The following is a 19243-nucleotide window of genomic DNA, read 5'->3' as shown; positions in this document are numbered from 1 at the left end:
GGGGAGGGTCCCGCGCACGGGTCCGGGTAAGACCTGTCGCGACTCTAGAGCAGTCCCACGGACGGGACTAGTCGGCCGAACGGCCCGTTGCAATCTGAGCCGCACGGGTTACCCTTTCCGGTGACGATTCACTACCGCGGGGAGGGCGACCGGCCGATGGCCACAGACGATTCGCCGCAGGCTGCGTTCGCGCGCTTCGTCCGGCGGGCCGTTGACGATGCCAAGAACGCCCGTGGATGGACGGTCAACGACTTGGCGTCCGAAACCGGTGTCGGTCGATCGACGCTTTTCCGCTGGCTGGCCGGCGACTGGCACGACTATCCCGAGCTAGCCAAGGTGCAAAACTTCTGCGCCGCACTCGACGTGCCGGTCTCGGCGGCGTTCCGGGCACTCAACATGCCCGGCCGCACCCCCGGCATGACCGCCCGGCCGAGCCGGGTCGACAAAGACCTTCAGGTCATTCTCGACCGGCTCACCGACCCGACGGTCTCCGCGGCCGAGAAGCGGCACATCCGCGAGGCGCTGCGCCGCCTGGCCACCCGGCCGATCCGCAAGACGGCCTAGTCGACCCGCACCGTGAACTCGGCGGTGTGCACCTTTCCGGCCACCTGGAAGTCGAAGAACGCCCGGTAGCTGCCAGGGCTCGGCGCGGCCAGCCAGAACTTGACGGTGCCCGGCGTGCGCTGCTCGTCGGGGTGCACGTGCAGATAACCCACGTCGCCCTGCCGGAGCACCACGAGATGCCCGTACGAGCCGAGGTAGGGCTCGAGGTCGGCGACCGGGTTGCCGTCGCGGAACACCCGGAACTGCAACGGCTGGGTCGCACCCACGGTCGGCGTGCCCTCGTAGGTGACGGTGAACTCGCCGGTGGTGGCCTCGCGGGCCGGGGCGGGCAGCGGCTTGGGCGCGTAGTCGCCGGCCACCACCAGGTCGGTGCCGAGCGTCGCGGCGATCTGCGCACCGGCCGCGTCGACCAGCGTGAAATCGGCGAACGCCCGCCAGAGCCCGGGCTGGCCCAGCGTCAGCGGGATGCTCCAGGTGCCGTCGGCGGCCATCGTCGGGTGCAGGTGCTGGTAGCCGGACAGGTCACGGCGGGCCACCACCAGGTGCATCTGCTTCTCGTGCACGACGGCGAACTGCTTGACCGGCTGCCGGTCCGGCCCGCGCACGGTGAACCGGAGGTCGGCCTTCTTGCCGGCGGTGAAGTCGGTGGCGGCCGGGACCAGCGTGTAGCCACTGCCGCTCAGGCTCAGCCCACCGAGGTCGGCGCCGGCCGTCGCGGTCATCCCGCTGCTGCCGTGGTCGTGTTCGGCGGTGCCGGGCGCGTGGGCGTGGTTGGCCGGGTCGGTCGACGGCATCGCCATCCCGCCGGCCGCGCTCGCACCGTCGGCCGGCTTTTCGCCGCCGGTCAGCTTGCCCAGGCCGAACCCGCCGACCAGCGCGAAGACGAGCCCGGCGACGAACAGGCCGAGCCGCAGCCCGGACCGGTCGGGTCCGTCGGTGGCCGGTGGCGTGACGCGGGTCTTGGTGCGCGCGGCCTCAGGCATCAGCGGCGGCGAGCTCGTAGCCGGCCTCGTCGACCGCGGCCCGCACGTCGCCCAGCGCCAGCGGCGCCTCGCTGGTCACCGCGACCGCGCCGTTGGCCAGGTCGATCCGCACGTCGGTGACACCGGGCAGGGCGGTGAGCTCGCTGGTCACCGCGCTCACGCAGTGGGCGCAGGTCATGCCGGTCACGGTGTAGGTCGCGGTGGACATTCGGGGGCTACCTCCGGGGTTCAGGAACGGACGAGCCGGGCGATGGCGTCGGTCGCCTCTTTGACCTTGGCGGACGGGTCGGTGCCGTTCTCGGCGGCCTCCATCACGCAGTGCGCGATGTGCCCCTCCAACAGGCCGACGGCGACTGCCTGGAGGGCCTTGGTCGCCGCGGAGATCTGGGTGAGGACATCGATGCAGTAAGTGTCCTCTTCGACCATCCGGTGCACGCCGCGGACCTGCCCCTCGATCCGGCGCAGACGACCGAGCAGAGCCGGCTTGTCGGCGGCGTACCAGTAAGGGCCTTGCTCCTCTGTGTCGTTGGCGGTCATGCGCTCGAATATACCCCCCGGGCGTATCCGTGCCTAGTCCGCTATGCCCGCATCGTGGCTTCTGCCCCTTGCGGCTCGTTAACCGACCGTGCCGATCATCACACTAGGGCCTGTCCTGCCGATCAACGTGAGCCGAGACGGAGTCCAGGCGGCGGCTGGGCCCGTCGCAGGCCGCGTTGATCGGCAGGACAGGCCCTCAGGCGCACGCCGCACGCTGATCGCGGCCGCCGCATTGCTGGCCCTGCTCGGTCCGCTGGCCGTGCCGGCCGCCGCCGATCCGTCCGCCGCCGAGGTCGAGAAGCGCCTCAAGAAGGCGTCCCATCAGCTCGAAGTGGTCGTCGAGCAGTACAACGACCTGCGGCTGGAGGTCAAGCGCGGGCGTGCCGAGGCGGACCGGCTGCAAGCCCGGATCGCGCCGCTGGAGGCCGTCGCCGAGGCGCGCAGCGCGGAGGTCGGCACGTTCGCGGCGGCCGCGTACCGGACCGGCCGGGCCGCCGGCGTGATCGGGCTGCTGCACTCGGGCTCGCCGCAGGCGCTCGGTGACCGGCTCGCCATGCTGGAGGCGCTCGGCACCCAGCGCGGCCGGGCGATCGAGGCGCTCGCCACGGCCAACAACGACGTGGCGGCGGTGCAGGAAAGCCTCAGCGCGCTCGCTGCCAAGGAGAAGCTGCAGGGCGCGAAGCTGCTTGCCAAGAAGCGGCACATCGAGGGCGAGATCGCCCGGCTCGACGCGCTGCGCTTCGACCTCGGCATCCCGGACGCCGAGCCGATCTTCGCCAACCCACCGGCACTGCCGCCCGGTGCCGCGAGCGCCGCGGTCCGGTTCGTCTACGCGCAGCTCGGCAAGCCGTACCAGTGGGGCGCCTCGGGTCCCGGCGGCTACGACTGCTCCGGTCTCACGGCCGCCGCCTGGCAGGCCGCCGGCGTCAGCCTGCCGCACAACGCGCGAGCCCAGTACGGCGCCGTCAGCCACGTCAGCCGTGGCCAACTCAGCCCGGGCGACCTGGTCTTCTACTACGGCAACATCCAGCACGTCGGCATGTACGTCGGCGGCGGCCGGATCATCCACGCGCCACAGCAGGGCGAACGGATCAGATTCGACCGGGTCGACTATCAACCCGTCCACGGGTACGGGCGACCTCGCCGCTAGCCGGAAACGCCCAGCGCGAGCGGCAGCACCGCCGGCGCACCGGCCCCACGCAGTTCGCGGGCGACGATCGTCATCGTCCAGCCCGAGTCGACCAGGTCGTCGACGAGCAGCACCGGGCCGTCCACCCCGGACAGTGCGGCGGCCAGGTCCGGCGGGAGCTCGAACGCGCCGTGCAGTGCGCGTACGCGCTGCGCGCTGTTGCCCCGGGCGCCGCCACCGGACGGCGGTGCCTGCGGGCCCGGCTCGACCTGGCCGAGCAGCGGGAGCCGGCCGATCTCGGCGATCCGGGCGGCCAGCGACCGGACCAGCTCGGGGCGCCGGCGGGACGCGATGCCGACCACCGCGACCGGCCGCACCGGCCACGGGTCGGCGCCGCGGGACCAGTCCTTGAGCACCTCGACGACCGCACCGGTCAGGTCGTCGGGCAGCGGACCGTCCGGGACGTCCGGGCCGAGCAGGTCGCGCAGCCGGCCGCCCCAGCCGAGGTCGGAGAGCCGGCCGACGGCCCGGCCGGGTGCCGCCTGGACGTCCGGGCCGAGCTTGCCGCGCACCTCGTCGAGCCCGGTCGGCCAGAGCTTCTTCGGCGCGATGGTGACACCGGCCTGGCCCAGGAACGCGTGCGCGGCGGCCAGCGCCGGTGCCGACACCTCGGCCGCGACGAACGGGCCGGTGCAGCGGTCGCACCGCCCGCACGGCGCCGCGGCCGGGTCGTCGAGGCTGCGCCGCAGGAACTCCATCCGGCAGCCGGTCGTCGTCACGTAGTCCCGCATGCTCTGCTGCTCGTCGGCGCGGGTCGCGGCGACCCGGCGCAACCGCGCGGTGTCGTAGACCCACGGCTCGCCGGTGGCGACCCAGCCGCCGCGGACCCGGCGCACCGCGCCGTCGACGTCGAGCACCTTGAGCATCATTTCGAGGCGGGTGCGGCGCAGGTCGACCATCGGCTCCAGCGCCTGCGTCGACAGGGGCCGGCCGGCCGCCTCCAGCGCGTGCAACACGTCGCGGACCTGCTGCTCCGGCGGGAACGCCAGGGAGGCGAAGTAGCGCCAGATCGCCGCGTCCTCACGGCCCGGCAGCAGCAGCACGTCGGCGTTGCGTACCGCCCGGCCGGCCCGGCCCACCTGCTGGTAGTAAGCGATCGGCGAGGGCGGAGCGCCGAGGTGCACGACGAAGCCGAGGTCGGGCTTGTCGAAGCCCATGCCCAGCGCCGAGGTGGCGACCAGCGCCTTGAGCTTGTTGTCGAGCAGGTCCTGCTCGGCCTGCTGGCGGGCGGCGTCGTCGGACTGGCCCGAGTAGCTGGCGACCGGGTAGCCGCGCTGGCGGAGGAACTCGGCGGTCTCGGTGGCCGCCGCCACGGTCAGCGTGTAGACGATGCCGGCGCCCGGCAGCACGTCGAGCTGGTCGGCCAACCAGGCCAGTCGCTCCGCGGGCGACTCCAGGGAAAGCACGCCGAGCCGCAGGGAGTCGCGCTCCAGCGAGCCGCGCAGCACCAGGGCGTCGCCGAGCTGGTCGGCGACGTCGTCGGTGACCCGCTGGTTGGCGGTCGCGGTGGTGGCCAGCACCGGCGTGCCCGGCGGCAGCTCCGCGAGGAAGGTGCGCAGCCGTCGGTAGTCGGGCCGGAAGTCGTGGCCCCAGTCGGAGACGCAGTGCGCCTCGTCGACCACCAGCAGCCCGGTGGTGGAGGCCAGCTTGGGCAGCACGTTGTCGCGGAAGTCGGGGTTGTTGAGGCGCTCGGGGCTGATCAGCAGCACGTCGACGGCCCCGGAGGCGATGTCAGCGTGGATGGCGTCCCAGTCGTCGAGGTTCGCGGAGTTGATCGTCCGGGCCCGGATGCCGGCCCGCTCGGCCGCCTCGACCTGGTTGCGCATCAGCGCCAGCAGCGGCGAGACGATCACCGTGGGCCCGGTGGCCCCGTCGGCCCGCAGCAGCGCGGTGGCGACGAAATAGACCGCGGACTTGCCCCAGCCGGTGCGCTGCACGCAGAGCACCCGGCGCTTCTCCTCGACCAGCGCCGAGATGGCAGTCCACTGGTCGTCGCGCAGCTTCGCGTGGTCTCCCGCGAGCCGGCGGAGAATCTCTTCAGCCCGGTCCCTCACCCGACATGTCTACCAGGGAGGGCCCGGGAAAGGGCCCTCCCCGTCATCCGTCAGTACGGCGCGCGGGCGCCGGTGAACCAGCGCAGCGCACCCGCGAAGTCCCGGGCGTGCTCCAGCAGCGTGTAGTCCTGTCGCACGGCCGACTCGCGGATCGCCGCGTCGAGGTCGTTGCCGCACTTGGTCAACACGTGATCGAAGTCGCGCCGGATCGGTTCGAGCAGGCCGTACCCGAACGCGTGGTGTGTCCGGGCATATCTGGCCTTGTAGAGCCGGGCCCGTTCGTGCAGCCCCGACGAGTACGACATCGGATTCTTCGGTCGTTGCCGGATGTAGTCGGGCAGGATGTCGGCGAACGCCTCCCGCACGATCCACTTCTCCTTGCCGTTGCGCATCTTCAGCGACAGCGGCATTCGCATAGCGAGCTCCACCAGGGCCAGGTCCAGGAACGGCACCCGCGCCTCGACGCCCTGACCCATGCTGGTGCGGTCGACCCGCTGCAACTCCGTACGACAGAGGTTGCGGATCTTGTGCAGGAACAGCCGGCGGGCCGCGGCCGGGCCGACCTCGTGATACATCGGGTAGCCGCCGAACAGCTCGTCGGAGCCGTCGCCGGTGAGCACCACCTTGACGCCGGTCTCGTGCACCCGGCGGAACAGCGGCACCGACACCACCGCGTTGATGATGTCCCCGTACTCGGAGAGCTCGCCCATCCGGATCGCTTCCCGGATCTCGCCCATCCGGATGTCCCGCGGCCGGAGCTCGACCACCTCGTGGTGCACACCGAGGTCGCGGGTGAGCCGCTTGGCGTAGTCGAGGTCCGGGCTGCCCGGCGCCCCGACCGTGAAGGCGACGCAGTCCGGGTGCATCTCGCGCACCTGGAGCAACGTCAGCGAGCTGTCCAGGCCGCCCGAGAGCACCACGCCGACGGTCAGGTCGGTGTCGACGCGCACCCGGATGCTGTCCTGGATGGCGGCGCGGACCAGCTTCGCCGCCTCGTCCGGGTCCTCGATCGGCACCTGGTCCTCGCCGAGCCGGAGCAGGTCGACGTACGGCGTCAGCCGCGGCCCGGTGACCGGTGTCGCCCAGCCGTGGTGGCCGGGCGGCACCTCGGTGACCCGGGCACCGACCGGCACCAACGCCTTGACCTCGGACGCGATGTGGATCCGCCCGCCCCGGCGCGACCAGTAGAGCGGCTTGACGCCGAGCGGGTCACGGGCCAGGAAGACCCGGCCGGTGGCCCGCTCGACGATCGCGAACGCGAACTCGCCGCGCAGCTTGCCGACCGCCGCCTCGCCCCACTCCAGGAAGGCCTCGAGCACGACCTCGGTGTCGCTCTCGCTGCGCAGCTCACGCCCCGCGGCGAGGAGCTCCGCCCGCAGCTCGCGGTAGTTGAAGACCTCGCCGTTGTAGCAGAGCACCCACGCCTCGTCGGGCGAGACCCACGGCTGCACAGCCCGGTCCCGGTCGACGATCCGCAGCCGCTGGGTGCCGGCGAGCAGTCCTGTCGCCGGCCCCCCGCCGATGGTCCGCAGCTCCGCCGGCAGCTCTTCCTGGACGTCACCGCGCGGCGTCAGGGATTCGAGCATCCGCCGGAAGAGCGCGGGGTCGGCTTCGTTGCCGACGATGAGCGCGATACCGCACAAAGTGTCGGGTCACCTTCTCCCGGTCTCGTACCTGGTGGCGAACTCCCGTTGCAGTTCGGCGACCGCGACCGGGCTGACGCACACGTGCCACGCCTGCCCTTCGTCGATCACGTTGACGTCCCCCGCGGTCTGGCGTTCGAGCAGCACCTTCTCCAGCGCCGTGCGCGCCGAGAACCGCTCGAACCAGGCCATCTCCACGTCGACCGCCCAGCCCACGCAGTGCGCGCTCGGCGACATGGCCGCGTACCCGAGGTCGCGGAGGTGCTGCTGGTGCCGGACGCTGCGGGTCATGCTGGTCACCCAGAGAGCCGGCGTGCCGTGCGGCGCCTGCCGCTGGAAGTCGGCCGCGACCTGCCCGAGCAGCGCGATCGTCTCCGGTCGGCTGTAGGTGAACCGCATCCCCGCCGTCCGTGGCCACCGATCCGGCGCGACCCGCCGGGCGACGGCCCGCATGGCGCGGGTAGCGAAGGTCTTCGGCTGGCGCCGGTACCGGAACGGCAACAGGCCTGCCCGCCGCAGCTTCTCGATGTCGATCAGGTCTGGTGAGGTGGTCACATCGGTGGTGGTGGCGAACGGTGTCGTCTGCCCCCACCACATCGCCTCGACCTGCGCGAGCAGGAAGATCCGCACCTGAGCCGCCAGGTCGGCGGCGGAGCTGCGGGTGCTGGGCTTGTAGTTGCGGACCTCTTTGAGCAACCATTCCATCGTTCCGGTGAGCCCTCGGGGCGTCACCGAAAGGACGGCGGTGAAGTTAGGCTCCACGAGCCTTTCGATCAGGACGGTCTCGGCCTTGGTGGTGTCACCGGGGTCGAACCCCTGTCCACTGTGGCCGGCCAGTTCGATGAGCAGGCTTTCCACGGCCTCGCGGTAGGCCACAAGATCAGGCCCGTTGTCCGCTGGCCGCGGCGTAGGCAACCGTTTTCGCTGCTCGTTCTTGACCGCGTTCGCGGGTATTCGAGTCGACATTGGGCCCCCCGTTCTTCCCCCGATAACAGGCGGGTATTCCGGATCCGAGCCTAATGACGCTTTCGTCCCCGAGGGCACGAATGACGCTTATGAGAGCCTTTCACTCTTTTTTAAACCATCTAAGATCAAAGTCCAGTTCCAGCCCATGTTCCGCTCCTTCTTCTCTCAGCTAGTTGGTGACCTCTTGAGAGCGGCGCGCAGCGGGGCGATGCGGGTGCGGAGGCTGGCCAGGCCGCCCGGGAAGAAGTAGACGGCCAGGATGAAGATGGCGCCCAGCACGAACAGGGGCTGGCCCAGCGGGCCTGGCAGGTCGGCGGACAGCGACGTCAGGCGGTGGTCCAGGTACATGTAGAGGATGCCGCCCAGGACCGGGCCCCAGCGCGTGCCCGGGCCGCCGAGCACGACCATCACCAGCAGCGACAGGGTCAGCTCCGAGCTTGTGACGTGCGGTGACGCGCCGCCGACGACCAGCAGGTAGACCACGCCGCCGAGGGCTGCCAGGCCGCCGGCCAGGGTGAAGGCGACCAGTTTGTAGCGGTACGGGTCCAGGCCCAGCACGCCGACCCGGCGCTCGTCGTCGCGTAGGCCCGCCAGCACTCGGCCCGTCGGTGACGCGGCCACCCGGGAGACCACCAGCACGACCACGGCGAGGTACGCCAGTGCCAGCCAGTACAGGTTGACCGTGTTGGCCACGCCGAGCAGGAAGTCCGGCAGGCCGTCGGAGGCCAGCGGGAGACCTTCCTCGCCACCGGTGAGCCCACCGAAGTCGCGGGCCACCAGGATCGCGCCGACCTGGGCGAAGGCCAGCGTCACCATGGCGAACGCGATGCCGGCCGTGCGCAGTGCGATCGCGCCCAGCAGCGCCGCCAGGATCGTGCTGCCCACGACGGCGAACACGGCCGCCTGCCAGAGCGGGAAGCCGGCGTGGGTGACCAGCACGTCGGTGCCGTAGACGCCGGCGGCGAAGTAGAGCGCGTGCCCGAACGAGAGCAGACCCGTCCGTCCGAACAGCAGGTCGTAGCTCGCCGCCAGGCCGCCGAAGACCAGGCAGACCGCGAGGATCTGGAGGTTGCCGGGCTTGTTGAGCGCGCCGTCGAAAAGACCGGGCAACGGCAGCGTGGAGTACGGCAACAGAACAGCCACCACCAGCACCACCAGCGGAGCGAACGCGGCGAGCCTTCGCCTCGGAGGGGCCAGTTCCGGCGGCGTCGCCGCAGGTGGCGCCTCGGCGCTCACAGCCTGGGTCATGCCGTGACCGCCCTTCCCGCGATGCCCTGTGGCCGGACCAGCAGCACGATCGCCAGCAGGGCGACCACGCAGATGTCGCCGAGTCCGGCGGTGCCGTAGTAGTTGACGAACTGTTGGAGCAGGCCGACCGCGACCGCCGCGTACGCCGAGCCGACCACCGAGCCCATTCCGCCGATCACCACGACGATGAAGGCGAAGATCAGCAGCGATCCGCCCTGCGCGGGTGACACGGATCCGAGGTAGACGCCGCCGAGCGCGCCGGCCAGTGCGGCCGCGGCGCCGCCGATCGCGAACACGAGCGTGAACGCCTTGCGCACGTCGATGCCGAGCGCGGTGACCATCTCCCGGTTCTCGACGCCGGCCCGGATCACCAGGCCGACGCGGGTGAACCGGAGGAACAGCAGAAGCAGCGTGAGTACGGCGGCCGCCGCGAGCACCAGCAGCAGCGACGCGTTCGGGATGTTGGCGCCGCCGATGCCGGTCACCCCGCGGGTCCACTCGGGACGTGGGAACGGGCGCGGGTCGGCGCCCCAGGTCGCCTGGAGCAATGCCACTCCGGCCAGCGACAAGCCGACGGTGACGAGCACCTGCTCGATCGTCCGCGAGTAGAGCGGCCGGATCAGGACGAGCTCGACCAGCGCCGCGACCGCCGCGCCGGCTACCACGCCGAACGCCGCCGCGAGCACGAAGCCGAACCCGGTCGGGCCGGCGCCGGGCAGGTGGCCGGCCGCCCACCAGGTCGCGTACGCGCCGACCGACAGGAACAGCCCGTGCGCGAAGTTGAGCACGTCGGCCAGCCCGAACACGAGCGACAGCCCAGAGGCGACCAGGAAGTACAGCGCAGCCAGGCCGAGCCCGGTCAGCGTCAACAGGATGAACGTCGACATCAGGCGTGCACCCCCGCGCTGCCGACCCCTAGCAACGCCTTCGTGAGCTCCGGCTCGCCGAGCAGGCGGGAAGCCGCGCCGGTCCAGGCCACCTTGCCGGCGGCCAGTACGACCGCGTCGCGGGCCAACCGGCGGACCACCGCCAGGTTCTGCTCGACCAGCAGCACCGGGACCTCCTCGGCGACCGCTTCGAGCGCCTCCGCCACCTCCGTCACCACCTTCGGCGCCAGGCCTTTCGTCGGTTCGTCGACCAGCAGCAGCGTGTTGTCGGCGAGCAGCACCCGGCCGATGGCGAGCATCTGCTGTTGCCCGCCGGAGAGCGTGCCGGCCCGCTGCTTGGCCCGCTTGGCCAGTTCGGGGAAGAGCGCGAACACGCGGTCGTACGCGGGGGCGGCCCCGGGCCGCTCGGCCAGCCGCAGGTTCTCCGCGACGGTCAGCCCCGCGAACACGCATCGGTCCTCGGGCACGTAGCCCAGCCCGGCCCGGACCAACCGGTGCGTCGGCGTGCGCAGGGTGTCGACGGTGCCGAACGACGCCGACCCCGAGACCTCGCCGCCGCGCGGCGTCAGGCCGACGATCGCGCGCAGCGTGGTGGTCTTGCCGACGCCGTTGCGGCCGAGTAGCGCGGTCACCCCGGTCGGCGCGACCGTGAACGACACGCCTTGGAGGATGTGCAGTCCGGCGATTCGTACGCTCAGGTCGTCGACCTTGAGAATCGGCTCGGTCATAGCCCCTCGCCCAGATAAGCCTCCTGGACGCCCCGGTGCGCCATCACGGCGTCCGGGGTGTCGCAGGCGAGCAGTGCGCCGTGGTGCATCACCGCGATCCGGTCGGCGAGGTCCAGAATCACGTCCATGTGGTGCTCCACCATGAGGACCGACCGCCCAGTGGCTTCCGCACCCCGGGTCAGGCCGCGGATCACCGCTACGAGCTCCGGCACGTCCTCGGCGCTGACGCCGGCCATCGGCTCGTCGAGCAACAGCACGGTCGGCTCACCGGCGAGGAGCAGCGCGATCTCCAGCTTGCGCTTCTCGCCGTGGGCGAGCGTGCCGGCCAGCGCCTCGCCGCGGTTGCCGAGGCCGACCGTTTCGAGCGCCTGGTCCGCCGCCGAGGCGACCGCCGCGAACGACGAAGCCCGGCGCCACAGGGAAAGCGAGCCGCCCTGGTGCGCCTGGACCGCCAGCCGGACGTTCTCCCGTACGGACAACGACCCGAACACCGACGACGACTGGAACGTCCGCCCGAGACCGCGCCGCGCGCGGCGGTGCGGCGGCAGCGCGGTCACGTCGTCCTCGCCCAGCCAGACCGTGCCCGAGGTCGGCTTGCGCAGCCCACTGACCAGGTTGAACAGCGAGGTCTTGCCGGCCCCGTTGGGCCCGATGACGCCCAGGAACTCGCCGGGGGCGAGGGCGATGTCGACACCGTCGACGATCGCTACCTCGCCCACCCGCCAGGTCAGCCCCTGTGTACGGAGCACGGCCAACTCGCTCAGCCCTTCATCGCGGCCGCCGGTGGGGCGACCTCCTCGGGGGTGAGCGCCTTCTCGAGCTTCGCGGTGAGCTGGTCACCGCTGCCGGTCAGGGTCGCCTGGTACATCGGCTGGAGCAGGGCGTGGTCCTCCGCGCGGACGGTCATCTTGCCCTTGACCCCGTCGAAGCTCCAGCCCTCCAGCGCGCCGATCATCTTGTCGACGTCGTCGCCGCCCTCCTGGACCGCCCGCACGACCATCTGGGCCGCGGTGAAGCCGTCCGGGTGGAACAGGTCGAGCGTGCCGCCGACCGCCTTCTTCGCCGCCTGGGCGGCCGGGTTGTCGCTGGCGCCGTCGAAGTAGTGCGACAGGAACGAGATCTTCGTGCCGGCCGCGCCGAAGGTCGGCCAGGAGGCCCGGATGTCCAGGCCGGTGACCACCGTCGTGGAGGCGAGGATGCCCTGCTGGTCGAGGGTCTGCCACATGGCCGGCGCGGTGGTGCCCGCCCATGCGACGAACAGCAGGTCCGGCTTGGCCGTCTTGAGCTGGCTGGCGAACGGCGTGAAGTCGGTCGCGCTGGCCGGGGCGAGCACGCTGCTCACCGTCGCGCCGGCGCCGCCGAGGACCGCCTTGACCGCGGTCTCGTTGCTCTTGCCGAACGCGCTGTCCTGACCGAACACCACGACCTTCTTGCCGGCCGCGTCGCCGATGAAGGACTTGGCGGTCATCACGTCCTGGTACGACTGCCGACCCGAGCGGAACGTGTACTTGTTGACGCCGGTGACCGCGTCGGTCGCGGCCGGACCGGAGATGAACAGCACCTTGTTCTGCGCGGCCAGCGGCGCGACCTGGAGCGCGACGCCCGAGGCGGTCGACCCCGCGATGATCTTCGTGCCCTTGCCGATCAGGTCCTTGGCCGCGGAGACCGCCTTGGCCGGATCACCGGCGTCGTCGACCTCGGTCACCTCGATCGCGCGCTCGCCGACCTTGTTGGTCCCATCCGTGGCGTACGCGAGACCGGCCTTGAAGCCGTCCAGGTACTGCTTGCCGTAGGACGCCAGCGCGCCCGTCTGGGAGTAAACGATGCCGACCTTGACCGGCGCCGTGGCGTCGCCGCCGCCGGTCGCCGTCTCCTGCGGGCTGCCGCAGGCCGTGGCTGATGCAGCCACCGCTATCACTGTGGCGGCGGTGACGAACGCCCGCCGCATCGCCTTAACCGTCATGGCGACAGACGCTAGGTGCATCGATGTGACCCCGGCCATGTGTCCGCCGGCCATATAAACGGCGATGAGATGTAAGGAAGGGCCTCTTATTAACACGCGCTGTTAAGAAGGGACCCTTCCTCTGCGGAAACCGTTAAGAAGGGGCCCTTCCTTAACGCGCCGGGCGGGCGGCGCGGGCGGCTACCGCGGTGTCGGGCTGGTCGCTGAAGACACCGTCCAGACCGAGCGAGAAGAACAGCTCGTACTCGGCCGTGATGTCGCCGCGGGCGTTCGGATCGGTGCCGATGCGGTGGTCGGCGGCCAGGAACTGGTTCTCCACGCGGAACGTCCAGGCGTGCACGTCCAGCCCGACGCGGTGCGCGTCGCGGATCACCTCGGTCGGCGCGAGCAGCTTGCCGGTCGCGTCCCGGGGCACCAGCAGGTTCTTGTTGGCGCCGATGCCGTCCGCGTACGACGAGATCCACTTGAGGTTGGCCGGCGAGACCAGGTCCTGGTAGGTGCGCGCGTCACCGGCGACGACGAAGTCGTACGGCTTGCCGGCCGCGTCGAGCAACTGGGCCAGCCGCACGTCGGTCATCCGGGCCAGCTTGCGCAGGTTGGCCGTCTCGAACGACTGGATGATCACCGGCGAGCTCTTCTTCGTGAGCCCGTTGGCGCGCAGGACGCGGACCAGCGGCTCCTCGAGCGCGAGCCCGATCGACTGGAAGTAGCTCGGGTGCTTGGTCTCCGGGTAGATGCCGGTCGTCCGGCCGGTCCGCTTGCTCTCGGCCTTGGCGAGGTCGATGACCTCCTGCAGGGTCGGGATCGGCAGCTTGCCGTCGAACGCGGTGTTGGTGACCCGCACCTGCGGCAGCCGCTCCTTGGCCCGCAGCGTCCGCAGCTCGGCCAGCGTGAAGTCCTCGGTGAACCAGCCCGTGATCGGGTTGCCGTCGATCGTCTTGGTGGTCCGGCGACCGGCGAACTCCGGGTGGGAGGCCACGTCGGTCGTACCGGAGATCTCGTTCTCGTGCCGGGCGACCAGGTGGCCGTCCTTGGTGGACACGAGGTCGGGCTCGATGAAGTCGGCACCCTGCCGGACGGCCAGGCGGTAGGACTCCAGCGTGTGCTCGGGCCGGTAGCCACTGGCGCCGCGGTGGCCGATGACCAGCGGTTCCTTGTCGCCGTGACGCTCCTTGGCGGCAGCGGCGGCGGGCAGGACGGCTGGTGCCACGATGGCACCCGCACCGGCGAGCGTGAGGGAAAGTGCAGTACGTCGTCGCATGCGCCGCAGTCAATCGATGTCCGACGACCGGGGCTTAGCCACGCGGTGAACGTGGTAAGAAATGCCTGATGCGCCGCACCCTGCAACACCCCGCCCGGCTCGTGCCGTTGGCGTTCCTCGGCGCCGTGGTGATCGGCACGCTGTTGATGATGCTGCCGGCGGCACGGGTGGAGCCCGGCGGGACACCGTTCGTCACGGCGCTGTTCACCGCGACCTCCGCCGTCTGCGTGACCGGCTTGGCGGTCGTCGACACCGCGACCTACTGGACCGGCTTCGGCCAGGTGCTGCTGACCGTGCTGACCCAGATCGGCGGCTTCGGCATCATGGCCATGGCCACGTTGCTCGCGCTGCTCGTGTCGCAGCGACTGGGGCTGCGCAGCCGCCTGATGGCCCAGGCCGAGGACTCGTCGCTCCGACTCGGCGACGTGAAGTCCGTGCTGGGCCGGATCGCGCTGACCATGGCGGGCTTCGAGGTGGTCATCGCGGTGATCGTCGGCGGGCGGTTCTGGCTGGGGTACGACTACTCGGTCGGCAAGGCCGCCTGGTACGGCGTGTTCCACTCGGTGCAGGCGTTCAACAACGCGGGCTTCGCGCTGTTCAGCGACTCACTGGTCGGCTTCGTCGGCGACCCCTGGATCTGCCTGCCGCTGACCATCGGGGTGATCGCCGGCGGGATCGGCTTCCCGGTCCTGTTCGAGCTGTTCCGCGAGATCGGCCGGCCGTCGACCTGGTCGACGCACACCCGGCTCACCGTGTGGGGCGGCATCAGCCTGCTCTGCTTCGGCTTCGTCTCGCTGCTCGGGCTGGAGTGGAACAACCCCGACACGCTCGGCCCGCTCGGGGTCGGCGAGAAGATGCTGGCCGCGTTCTTCCAGGACGCGATGACCCGGTCGGGCGGCTTCAACACCGTCGACGTGGGTGCCTTCCACAGCGAGTCGCTGGCGCTGTCGACCGCGCTCATGTTCATCGGCGGCGGCAGCGCCAGCACCGCCGGTGGCATCAAACTGACCACGTTCTTCCTGCTGGCGTACGTCATCCTGGCCGAACTGCGCGGCGAGCCGGACGTGGTGATCGGCAAGCGGCGGATCGCGGAGACCACGCAGCGCCAGGCGATCACGGTCGCCCTGCTCGGCGTCGGCCTGGTCGCGACCGGCACGTTCGCCCTGCTGGAGTCGACCACGAACGTATCGTTCGAAGCGGCGCTGTTCGAGGTGACGTCGGCCTTCGCCACGGTCGGGCTGTCCACCGGGATCACCCCGGGGCTGCCGACCAGCGGGCAGTTGATCCTGGTGGTGCTGATGTTCATCGGCCGGGTGGGGACGATCGCGGTAGGGTCGGCCATCGCCCTGAACACCCGGCGCCGGCTGTACCGATACGCGGAGGAGCGACCCATCGTTGGCTGACAACGGAGGCGGCAGCGACAACGTCGTCGTGATCGGACTCGGTCGGTTCGGCGGCGCGGTCGCCGGGTCGCTGCAGAAGCTGGGTCACGAGGTGCTCGGCATCGACAACGACCCCAAGCTCGTGCAGGAGTGGTCAGAGCGGCTGACCCACGTGGCCGAGGCCGACTCGACCGACGAGGAGGCGCTGCGCCAACTCGGCGTCGCCGACTTCACCCACGCGGTGGTCGGGATCGGCACGCACATGGAGCAGAGCATCCTGACCGTGCTGGCGCTCGTCGAGATCGGCGTGCCACACATCTGGGCCAAGGCCATCTCGGCCAAACACGGCAAGATCCTGTCCTCGGTCGGCGCGCACAAAGTGATCTACCCGGAGTCGGCGATGGGCGACCGGGTCGCTCACCTGATCACCAGCCGGATGATCGACTTCATCGAGTTCGACGACGACTTCGCGATCGCCAAGACCCGGGTGCCGCAGGCGGCCGTCGGCAAGACGCTGGCCGAGCTCGGCCTGCGCGGCAAGCACGGCGTCACCGTCGTGGGCGTCAAAGAGCCCGGCCGGGACTTCGAGTTCGCCACCCCGAACATGGCCATCCCGGCGAACGCGACCCTGATCGTCTCCGGCACGGTCGGCAAGGTCCAGAAGTTCGCCGCGACGACCTAGGGCTTGTGGGGGCCCTTGCCGCTCTTGGGACCAGGTCCCTTGCCGCCCGGCTCGTCCTTGGCCTTCGGCGGCTTCGGCTTGCTGGGAGCGGCCGGCTTCCGCACGGCGGTCTTCGCGGTCTGAGTCTTCGTGGTCGGGGTCGTCGTGGTGACCGTCGACAGCCTCGGCGCACAGAACTCGCCGTCGAGCCGGAACTCGACAGGGAACGCGTTCGACCGCGCATAGCTCCCCGTCAGCCGCATCCCCGCCGACCCGCCGACCGGCACCTCGGTCGACGCGGCCGGGCGCAGCACGACCGCGCTCCCCTGCTGGTCGACCTTCGCTGACCCGGCCCGGGTCAGCTTCTGGTCGCCGGGGAAGGTGAACGTCAGCGACCAGTCACTGACGGCCGCCGGACCCCCGTTGACGACCGTCAGGTCGGCGTCGAAGGCCTTGCCCGAGTCACGCCGCAGCGCGTACCGGACCTCGCAGGCCGGCTTGTCCGCCGCGGCCGCCGGTGCGGCCAGCGCCGTCGTCGTCGTGGCACCGGCCGGCTCGTCGCCGCCGCGGGTCGTCGCGAACGCCGCACCCCCGACACCGAGCGCCACCACGGCCGCCGCGGTGACGAGCACCTGGCGGCGCCGGCCGGCCAACAGGTCACCGGGTCGGGCCATCCCCGCGATGCCGGCGGCCGGAACCACGCCACGGGAGGCCGGCTCGTCCGTCCGCGGCAGGATCGTGGTGTTGCCGACGCTGTCACCGCCCGCGGGCGCCGGCGAGACGGGTCGCGGCAGGTGTCCAGTGATCCCGGCCAGCACGTCGACCACCTCGGCGCTCGTCGGCCGCTCGCCGGGCGCCTTGGCCAGGCAGCGCAGGCACAACTCGGCGACCTCGGTGGGCAGGCCGTCGAGGTCGGGCAGCGGCAACGGCTCCGCGTACAGGTGCGACCGCAGCAGCTCGGCGCTGGACCGGCCCGGCCACGGCAACCGGCCGGCCAGGCACCGGTAGAGCAGCAGACCGAGACCGTAGACGTCGGCGGCCGCCGCGACCTGTCCGCCGTCGAGGCGCTCCGGGGCGATGTACGCCGGTGTGCCGAGCAGCGAGCCGTCCGGGCCGACCTCCTGCTCGCCGACGACGGCCGAGATGCCGAAGTCGAGCACCTTGGCGCCGGCCGCGGTCAGCAGCACGTTGCTTGGCGTGACGTCGCGGTGGACCACGCCGCGGGCGTGCGCGGCGGCCAGTGCCGAGGCGACCTCGGCGCAGATCCCCACTGCGTCACGCCACGGCATCGGCGTCGCGCAGGCGGCCAGCGGCACGCCGTCGACAAGCTCCATCACGACGTACGGGACGCCGCCGGACTCGCCGTAGTCGTACACGTTGGTGATGTGGGGGTGGCTCAGCCGCGCGGCGGCCTGCGCCTCGGTGCGGATCCGTTCACGGAACGCCGGGTCGGCGGCGAGCGAGGGCGCCAACACCTTGACCGCGACCTGGCGGCCCAGCACCTCGTCGTAGCCGCGCCAGACCACGGACATCCCGCCCGCGCCCAGTCGCTCTACCAGCCGATAGCGGCCACCCACCGCACCCATGGCAAATGTGTTGCCCGGTGGACGGCGGTTCGAACCTGAAATCGGTCAGCCATTGGCGAGGAGTTGGTCGACCGGCGCGTACTCGTCGGTCAGCGGCTCGGCGTCGCCGACGAACGCGGACAGTTCCTCGCCGGTCACGATGGTGGTCTGGCCGCCGTCGTCGTCCTCGGTCAGCCGCTGCTTGAGCTGCTCCATCGGCAGCGGCGCGGGCGAGGCCACGATGACGAAGTTGGAACCCTGCTCGCCGGCCAGCGACCGCACCGGCGCGATCAGCGCGACGTGCGGGAACTCGGCCCGCACGGTCGCCACCTCGGCCTTGATGAAGCGCAGCGGCGGGTAGTCGATGACGTTCTGCGCGTAGATGCCGCCGGGCCGGACCACGCGGCGGATGTCCGCGGCCATCTCCCGGGTGGCCAGATGCCAGGGCACGACCAGGTGGCCGAACGCGTCGCCGATCACCAGGTCGGCGCTGGCCGTCGGGCGCTGCGCGAGCAGCATCCGGGCGTCGCCGACCTTCGTGGTCAGGTCCGGACCCTGGCGCACGCCGAGCTCCCGCTCGTCGAGGTCGACCAGCGCGCCGTCGATCTCGTACACCTCGTTGCTGGAGCCCGGTCGGGTGGCGGTGACGTAGCGCGGCATCGTGAACCCGCCGCCGCCGAGATGCACCGCGTCGATCCGCTGGGAGCCGGGCGCGACGACGGTGGTCACCGCGCCGAGCCAGCGGGTGTACGCGAACTCCAGGTAGGTGGGGTCGTCGAGGTCGACGAACGAGTGCCGGGCCGAGTTGAGGAACAACGTGCGGCCGCCGTCGCGAGCGGGGTCGGGCACGACCGCCGCGCAGTGGTACGCGGTCTCGATGTCACACGGCGTGGGCGCGGCCGCGGAGAGCCCGGCGCCGGCCAGGCCGACCACCGCGAGCAGCGCGCCGGCCCGGCTGATGCCGGCCAGCGCGAGCTTCTCGGTGCGCCGCAGGTACCAGCCGACGCCCAGGCCGGCCAGGCCGAGCGCGACGGCCAGCCCGATCAGGATGACCGAGGTGGGCAGCGCGGCGACCAGGATGAAACCGGTGACCAGTGTGGCGGTGACCGCGCCGAGCGTGCCGATGCTGGAGAGCTTGCCGACCACCTGCCCGGTGTTGCGCAGGTCGCCGAGCTGGAGCTTGACCACCAGCGGGGTGACCGCGGAGAGCAGGAACGCTGGGACGAACACCGCCAGCGCGGTGAGCAGCAGGATGCCGCTGACCGCGCCGCCGCGCAGTGCCTCGCCCGCGTAACGGACCACCGGCAGGGTCACCGCGGTCGCGATGCCGGCCAGCACCAGCGCGCCCGGCAGCAGCGTGCGCGGGTCGCGCTTGTCGGCGATCCGGCCGCCCGTCCAGGCACCGTAGGCGATCGCCGCCAGCGCCACGCCGATCACCGAGCTGGTGACCTGGAGCGTGACGCCGAGGTAGGGCCCGACCAGCCGCAACGCGACCGTCTCCAGGACGAGCACGGCGCCGCTGGCCAGGAACACCAGGAACGAGGCGAGGCCACCCGGAAGTGGGCGACGTTCGGGCACTTCGACCGCTGTCGCGGTGCTCTGGTCCATTGCG

The 19243-nt window shown here is 71.4% G+C and carries 18 protein-coding genes; 4 read left to right on the top strand and 14 right to left on the bottom strand.

Annotated elements, in window-relative coordinates; all coding sequences use genetic code 11:
* Positions 1-156: 156 nt before the first annotated feature.
* A complete protein-coding gene (locus tag BLV39_RS04790; protein ID WP_090787736.1) occupies positions 157-564 on the top strand; it encodes a helix-turn-helix domain-containing protein in 408 nt (135 codons plus the stop codon).
* Here the strand turns inward: BLV39_RS04790 and BLV39_RS04785 are convergent.
* From BLV39_RS04785 to BLV39_RS04775, 3 genes are read right to left on the bottom strand one after another with little or no spacing between them, the layout of a single operon-like run.
* Positions 561-1547 carry a hypothetical protein gene (locus BLV39_RS04785; protein ID WP_090787732.1) on the bottom strand — a complete coding sequence of 329 codons (987 nt, stop codon included), beginning with the start codon at positions 1545-1547 and terminating at the stop codon, positions 561-563. The two genes, BLV39_RS04790 and BLV39_RS04785, sit on opposite strands and share 4 nt — an antisense overlap.
* Entirely contained in the window at positions 1540-1755 is a 216-nt protein-coding gene (locus BLV39_RS04780; RefSeq protein WP_090787729.1) for a heavy-metal-associated domain-containing protein, read from the bottom strand. The genes BLV39_RS04785 and BLV39_RS04780 overlap by 8 nt, the downstream gene beginning before the upstream one ends.
* Positions 1756-1775: 20 nt before the next feature.
* Positions 1776-2084: a metal-sensitive transcriptional regulator gene (locus BLV39_RS04775; protein WP_090787726.1), complete on the bottom strand. Its 309-nt coding sequence runs from the start codon at positions 2082-2084 to the stop codon at positions 1776-1778.
* A 127-nt stretch (positions 2085-2211) separates the two neighbouring features.
* Between BLV39_RS04775 and BLV39_RS04770 the strand changes: the two genes are divergently transcribed.
* On the top strand, positions 2212-3234 hold the full coding sequence (locus BLV39_RS04770; RefSeq protein ID WP_143049647.1) for a C40 family peptidase: 1023 nt from the start codon (positions 2212-2214) through the stop codon (positions 3232-3234).
* On the opposite strand, the gene BLV39_RS04765 is transcribed toward BLV39_RS04770, so the two are convergent.
* The 9 genes from BLV39_RS04765 to BLV39_RS04725 form a co-directional block, all read right to left on the bottom strand.
* Positions 3231-5327 carry a RecQ family ATP-dependent DNA helicase gene (locus BLV39_RS04765; RefSeq protein WP_239083714.1) on the bottom strand — a complete coding sequence of 699 codons (2097 nt, stop codon included), beginning with the start codon at positions 5325-5327 and terminating at the stop codon, positions 3231-3233. The two genes, BLV39_RS04770 and BLV39_RS04765, sit on opposite strands and share 4 nt — an antisense overlap.
* Positions 5328-5377: 50 nt before the next feature.
* Positions 5378-6970 (bottom strand): asparagine synthetase B family protein, encoded by a 1593-nt coding sequence (locus BLV39_RS04760; protein WP_090787720.1) that lies wholly within the window; start codon positions 6968-6970, stop codon positions 5378-5380.
* 9 nt (positions 6971-6979) lie between these two features.
* Complete coding sequence (locus tag BLV39_RS04755; RefSeq protein ID WP_090787717.1) at positions 6980-7936, bottom strand: DUF5715 family protein; 957 nt, start codon at positions 7934-7936, stop codon at positions 6980-6982.
* A 165-nt stretch (positions 7937-8101) separates the two neighbouring features.
* Positions 8102-9184, bottom strand: a complete 1083-nt coding sequence (locus BLV39_RS04750; protein WP_090787714.1) for a branched-chain amino acid ABC transporter permease — start codon at positions 9182-9184, stop codon at positions 8102-8104.
* Positions 9181-10071, bottom strand: coding sequence for a branched-chain amino acid ABC transporter permease (locus BLV39_RS04745; RefSeq protein WP_090787711.1), 891 nt, complete (start codon positions 10069-10071; stop codon positions 9181-9183). Before BLV39_RS04745 ends, BLV39_RS04750 begins: the two co-directional genes overlap by 4 nt.
* On the bottom strand, positions 10071-10799 hold the full coding sequence (locus BLV39_RS04740) for an ABC transporter ATP-binding protein (RefSeq protein WP_090787708.1): 729 nt from the start codon (positions 10797-10799) through the stop codon (positions 10071-10073). The genes BLV39_RS04745 and BLV39_RS04740 overlap by 1 nt, the downstream gene beginning before the upstream one ends.
* Positions 10796-11548, bottom strand: a complete 753-nt coding sequence (locus BLV39_RS04735; RefSeq protein WP_090791133.1) for an ABC transporter ATP-binding protein — start codon at positions 11546-11548, stop codon at positions 10796-10798. The genes BLV39_RS04740 and BLV39_RS04735 overlap by 4 nt, the downstream gene beginning before the upstream one ends.
* Before the next feature lie 11 nt (positions 11549-11559).
* On the bottom strand, positions 11560-12762 hold the full coding sequence (locus tag BLV39_RS04730) for a substrate-binding domain-containing protein (RefSeq protein ID WP_090787705.1): 1203 nt from the start codon (positions 12760-12762) through the stop codon (positions 11560-11562).
* A gap of 151 nt (positions 12763-12913) precedes the next feature.
* Entirely contained in the window at positions 12914-14023 is a 1110-nt protein-coding gene (locus tag BLV39_RS04725) for a glycerophosphodiester phosphodiesterase (protein WP_090787702.1), read from the bottom strand.
* 68 nt (positions 14024-14091) lie between these two features.
* Between BLV39_RS04725 and BLV39_RS04720 the strand changes: the two genes are divergently transcribed.
* Positions 14092-15426, top strand: a complete 1335-nt coding sequence (locus tag BLV39_RS04720; protein ID WP_090787699.1) for a TrkH family potassium uptake protein — start codon at positions 14092-14094, stop codon at positions 15424-15426.
* Positions 15419-16087, top strand: coding sequence for a potassium channel family protein (locus tag BLV39_RS04715; protein ID WP_090787696.1), 669 nt, complete (start codon positions 15419-15421; stop codon positions 16085-16087). The genes BLV39_RS04720 and BLV39_RS04715 overlap by 8 nt, the downstream gene beginning before the upstream one ends.
* Here the strand turns inward: BLV39_RS04715 and BLV39_RS04710 are convergent.
* Both BLV39_RS04710 and BLV39_RS04705 read right to left on the bottom strand, forming a co-directional pair.
* Positions 16084-17652, bottom strand: a complete 1569-nt coding sequence (locus BLV39_RS04710) for a serine/threonine-protein kinase (RefSeq protein ID WP_090787693.1) — start codon at positions 17650-17652, stop codon at positions 16084-16086. The genes BLV39_RS04715 and BLV39_RS04710 overlap by 4 nt on opposite strands.
* 45 nt (positions 17653-17697) lie before the next feature.
* Positions 17698-19239, bottom strand: coding sequence for a fused MFS/spermidine synthase (locus BLV39_RS04705; RefSeq protein WP_090787690.1), 1542 nt, complete (start codon positions 19237-19239; stop codon positions 17698-17700).
* Positions 19240-19243 lie beyond the last annotated feature (4 nt).

Origin of the sequence: Asanoa ishikariensis (genome assembly GCF_900107455.1) — a bacterium.
Classification (GTDB): domain Bacteria; phylum Actinomycetota; class Actinomycetes; order Mycobacteriales; family Micromonosporaceae; genus Asanoa; species Asanoa ishikariensis.
The sequence above is the reverse complement of the archived record's forward strand: the minus strand, read 5'-3'. Positions and strand labels throughout refer to the sequence as shown.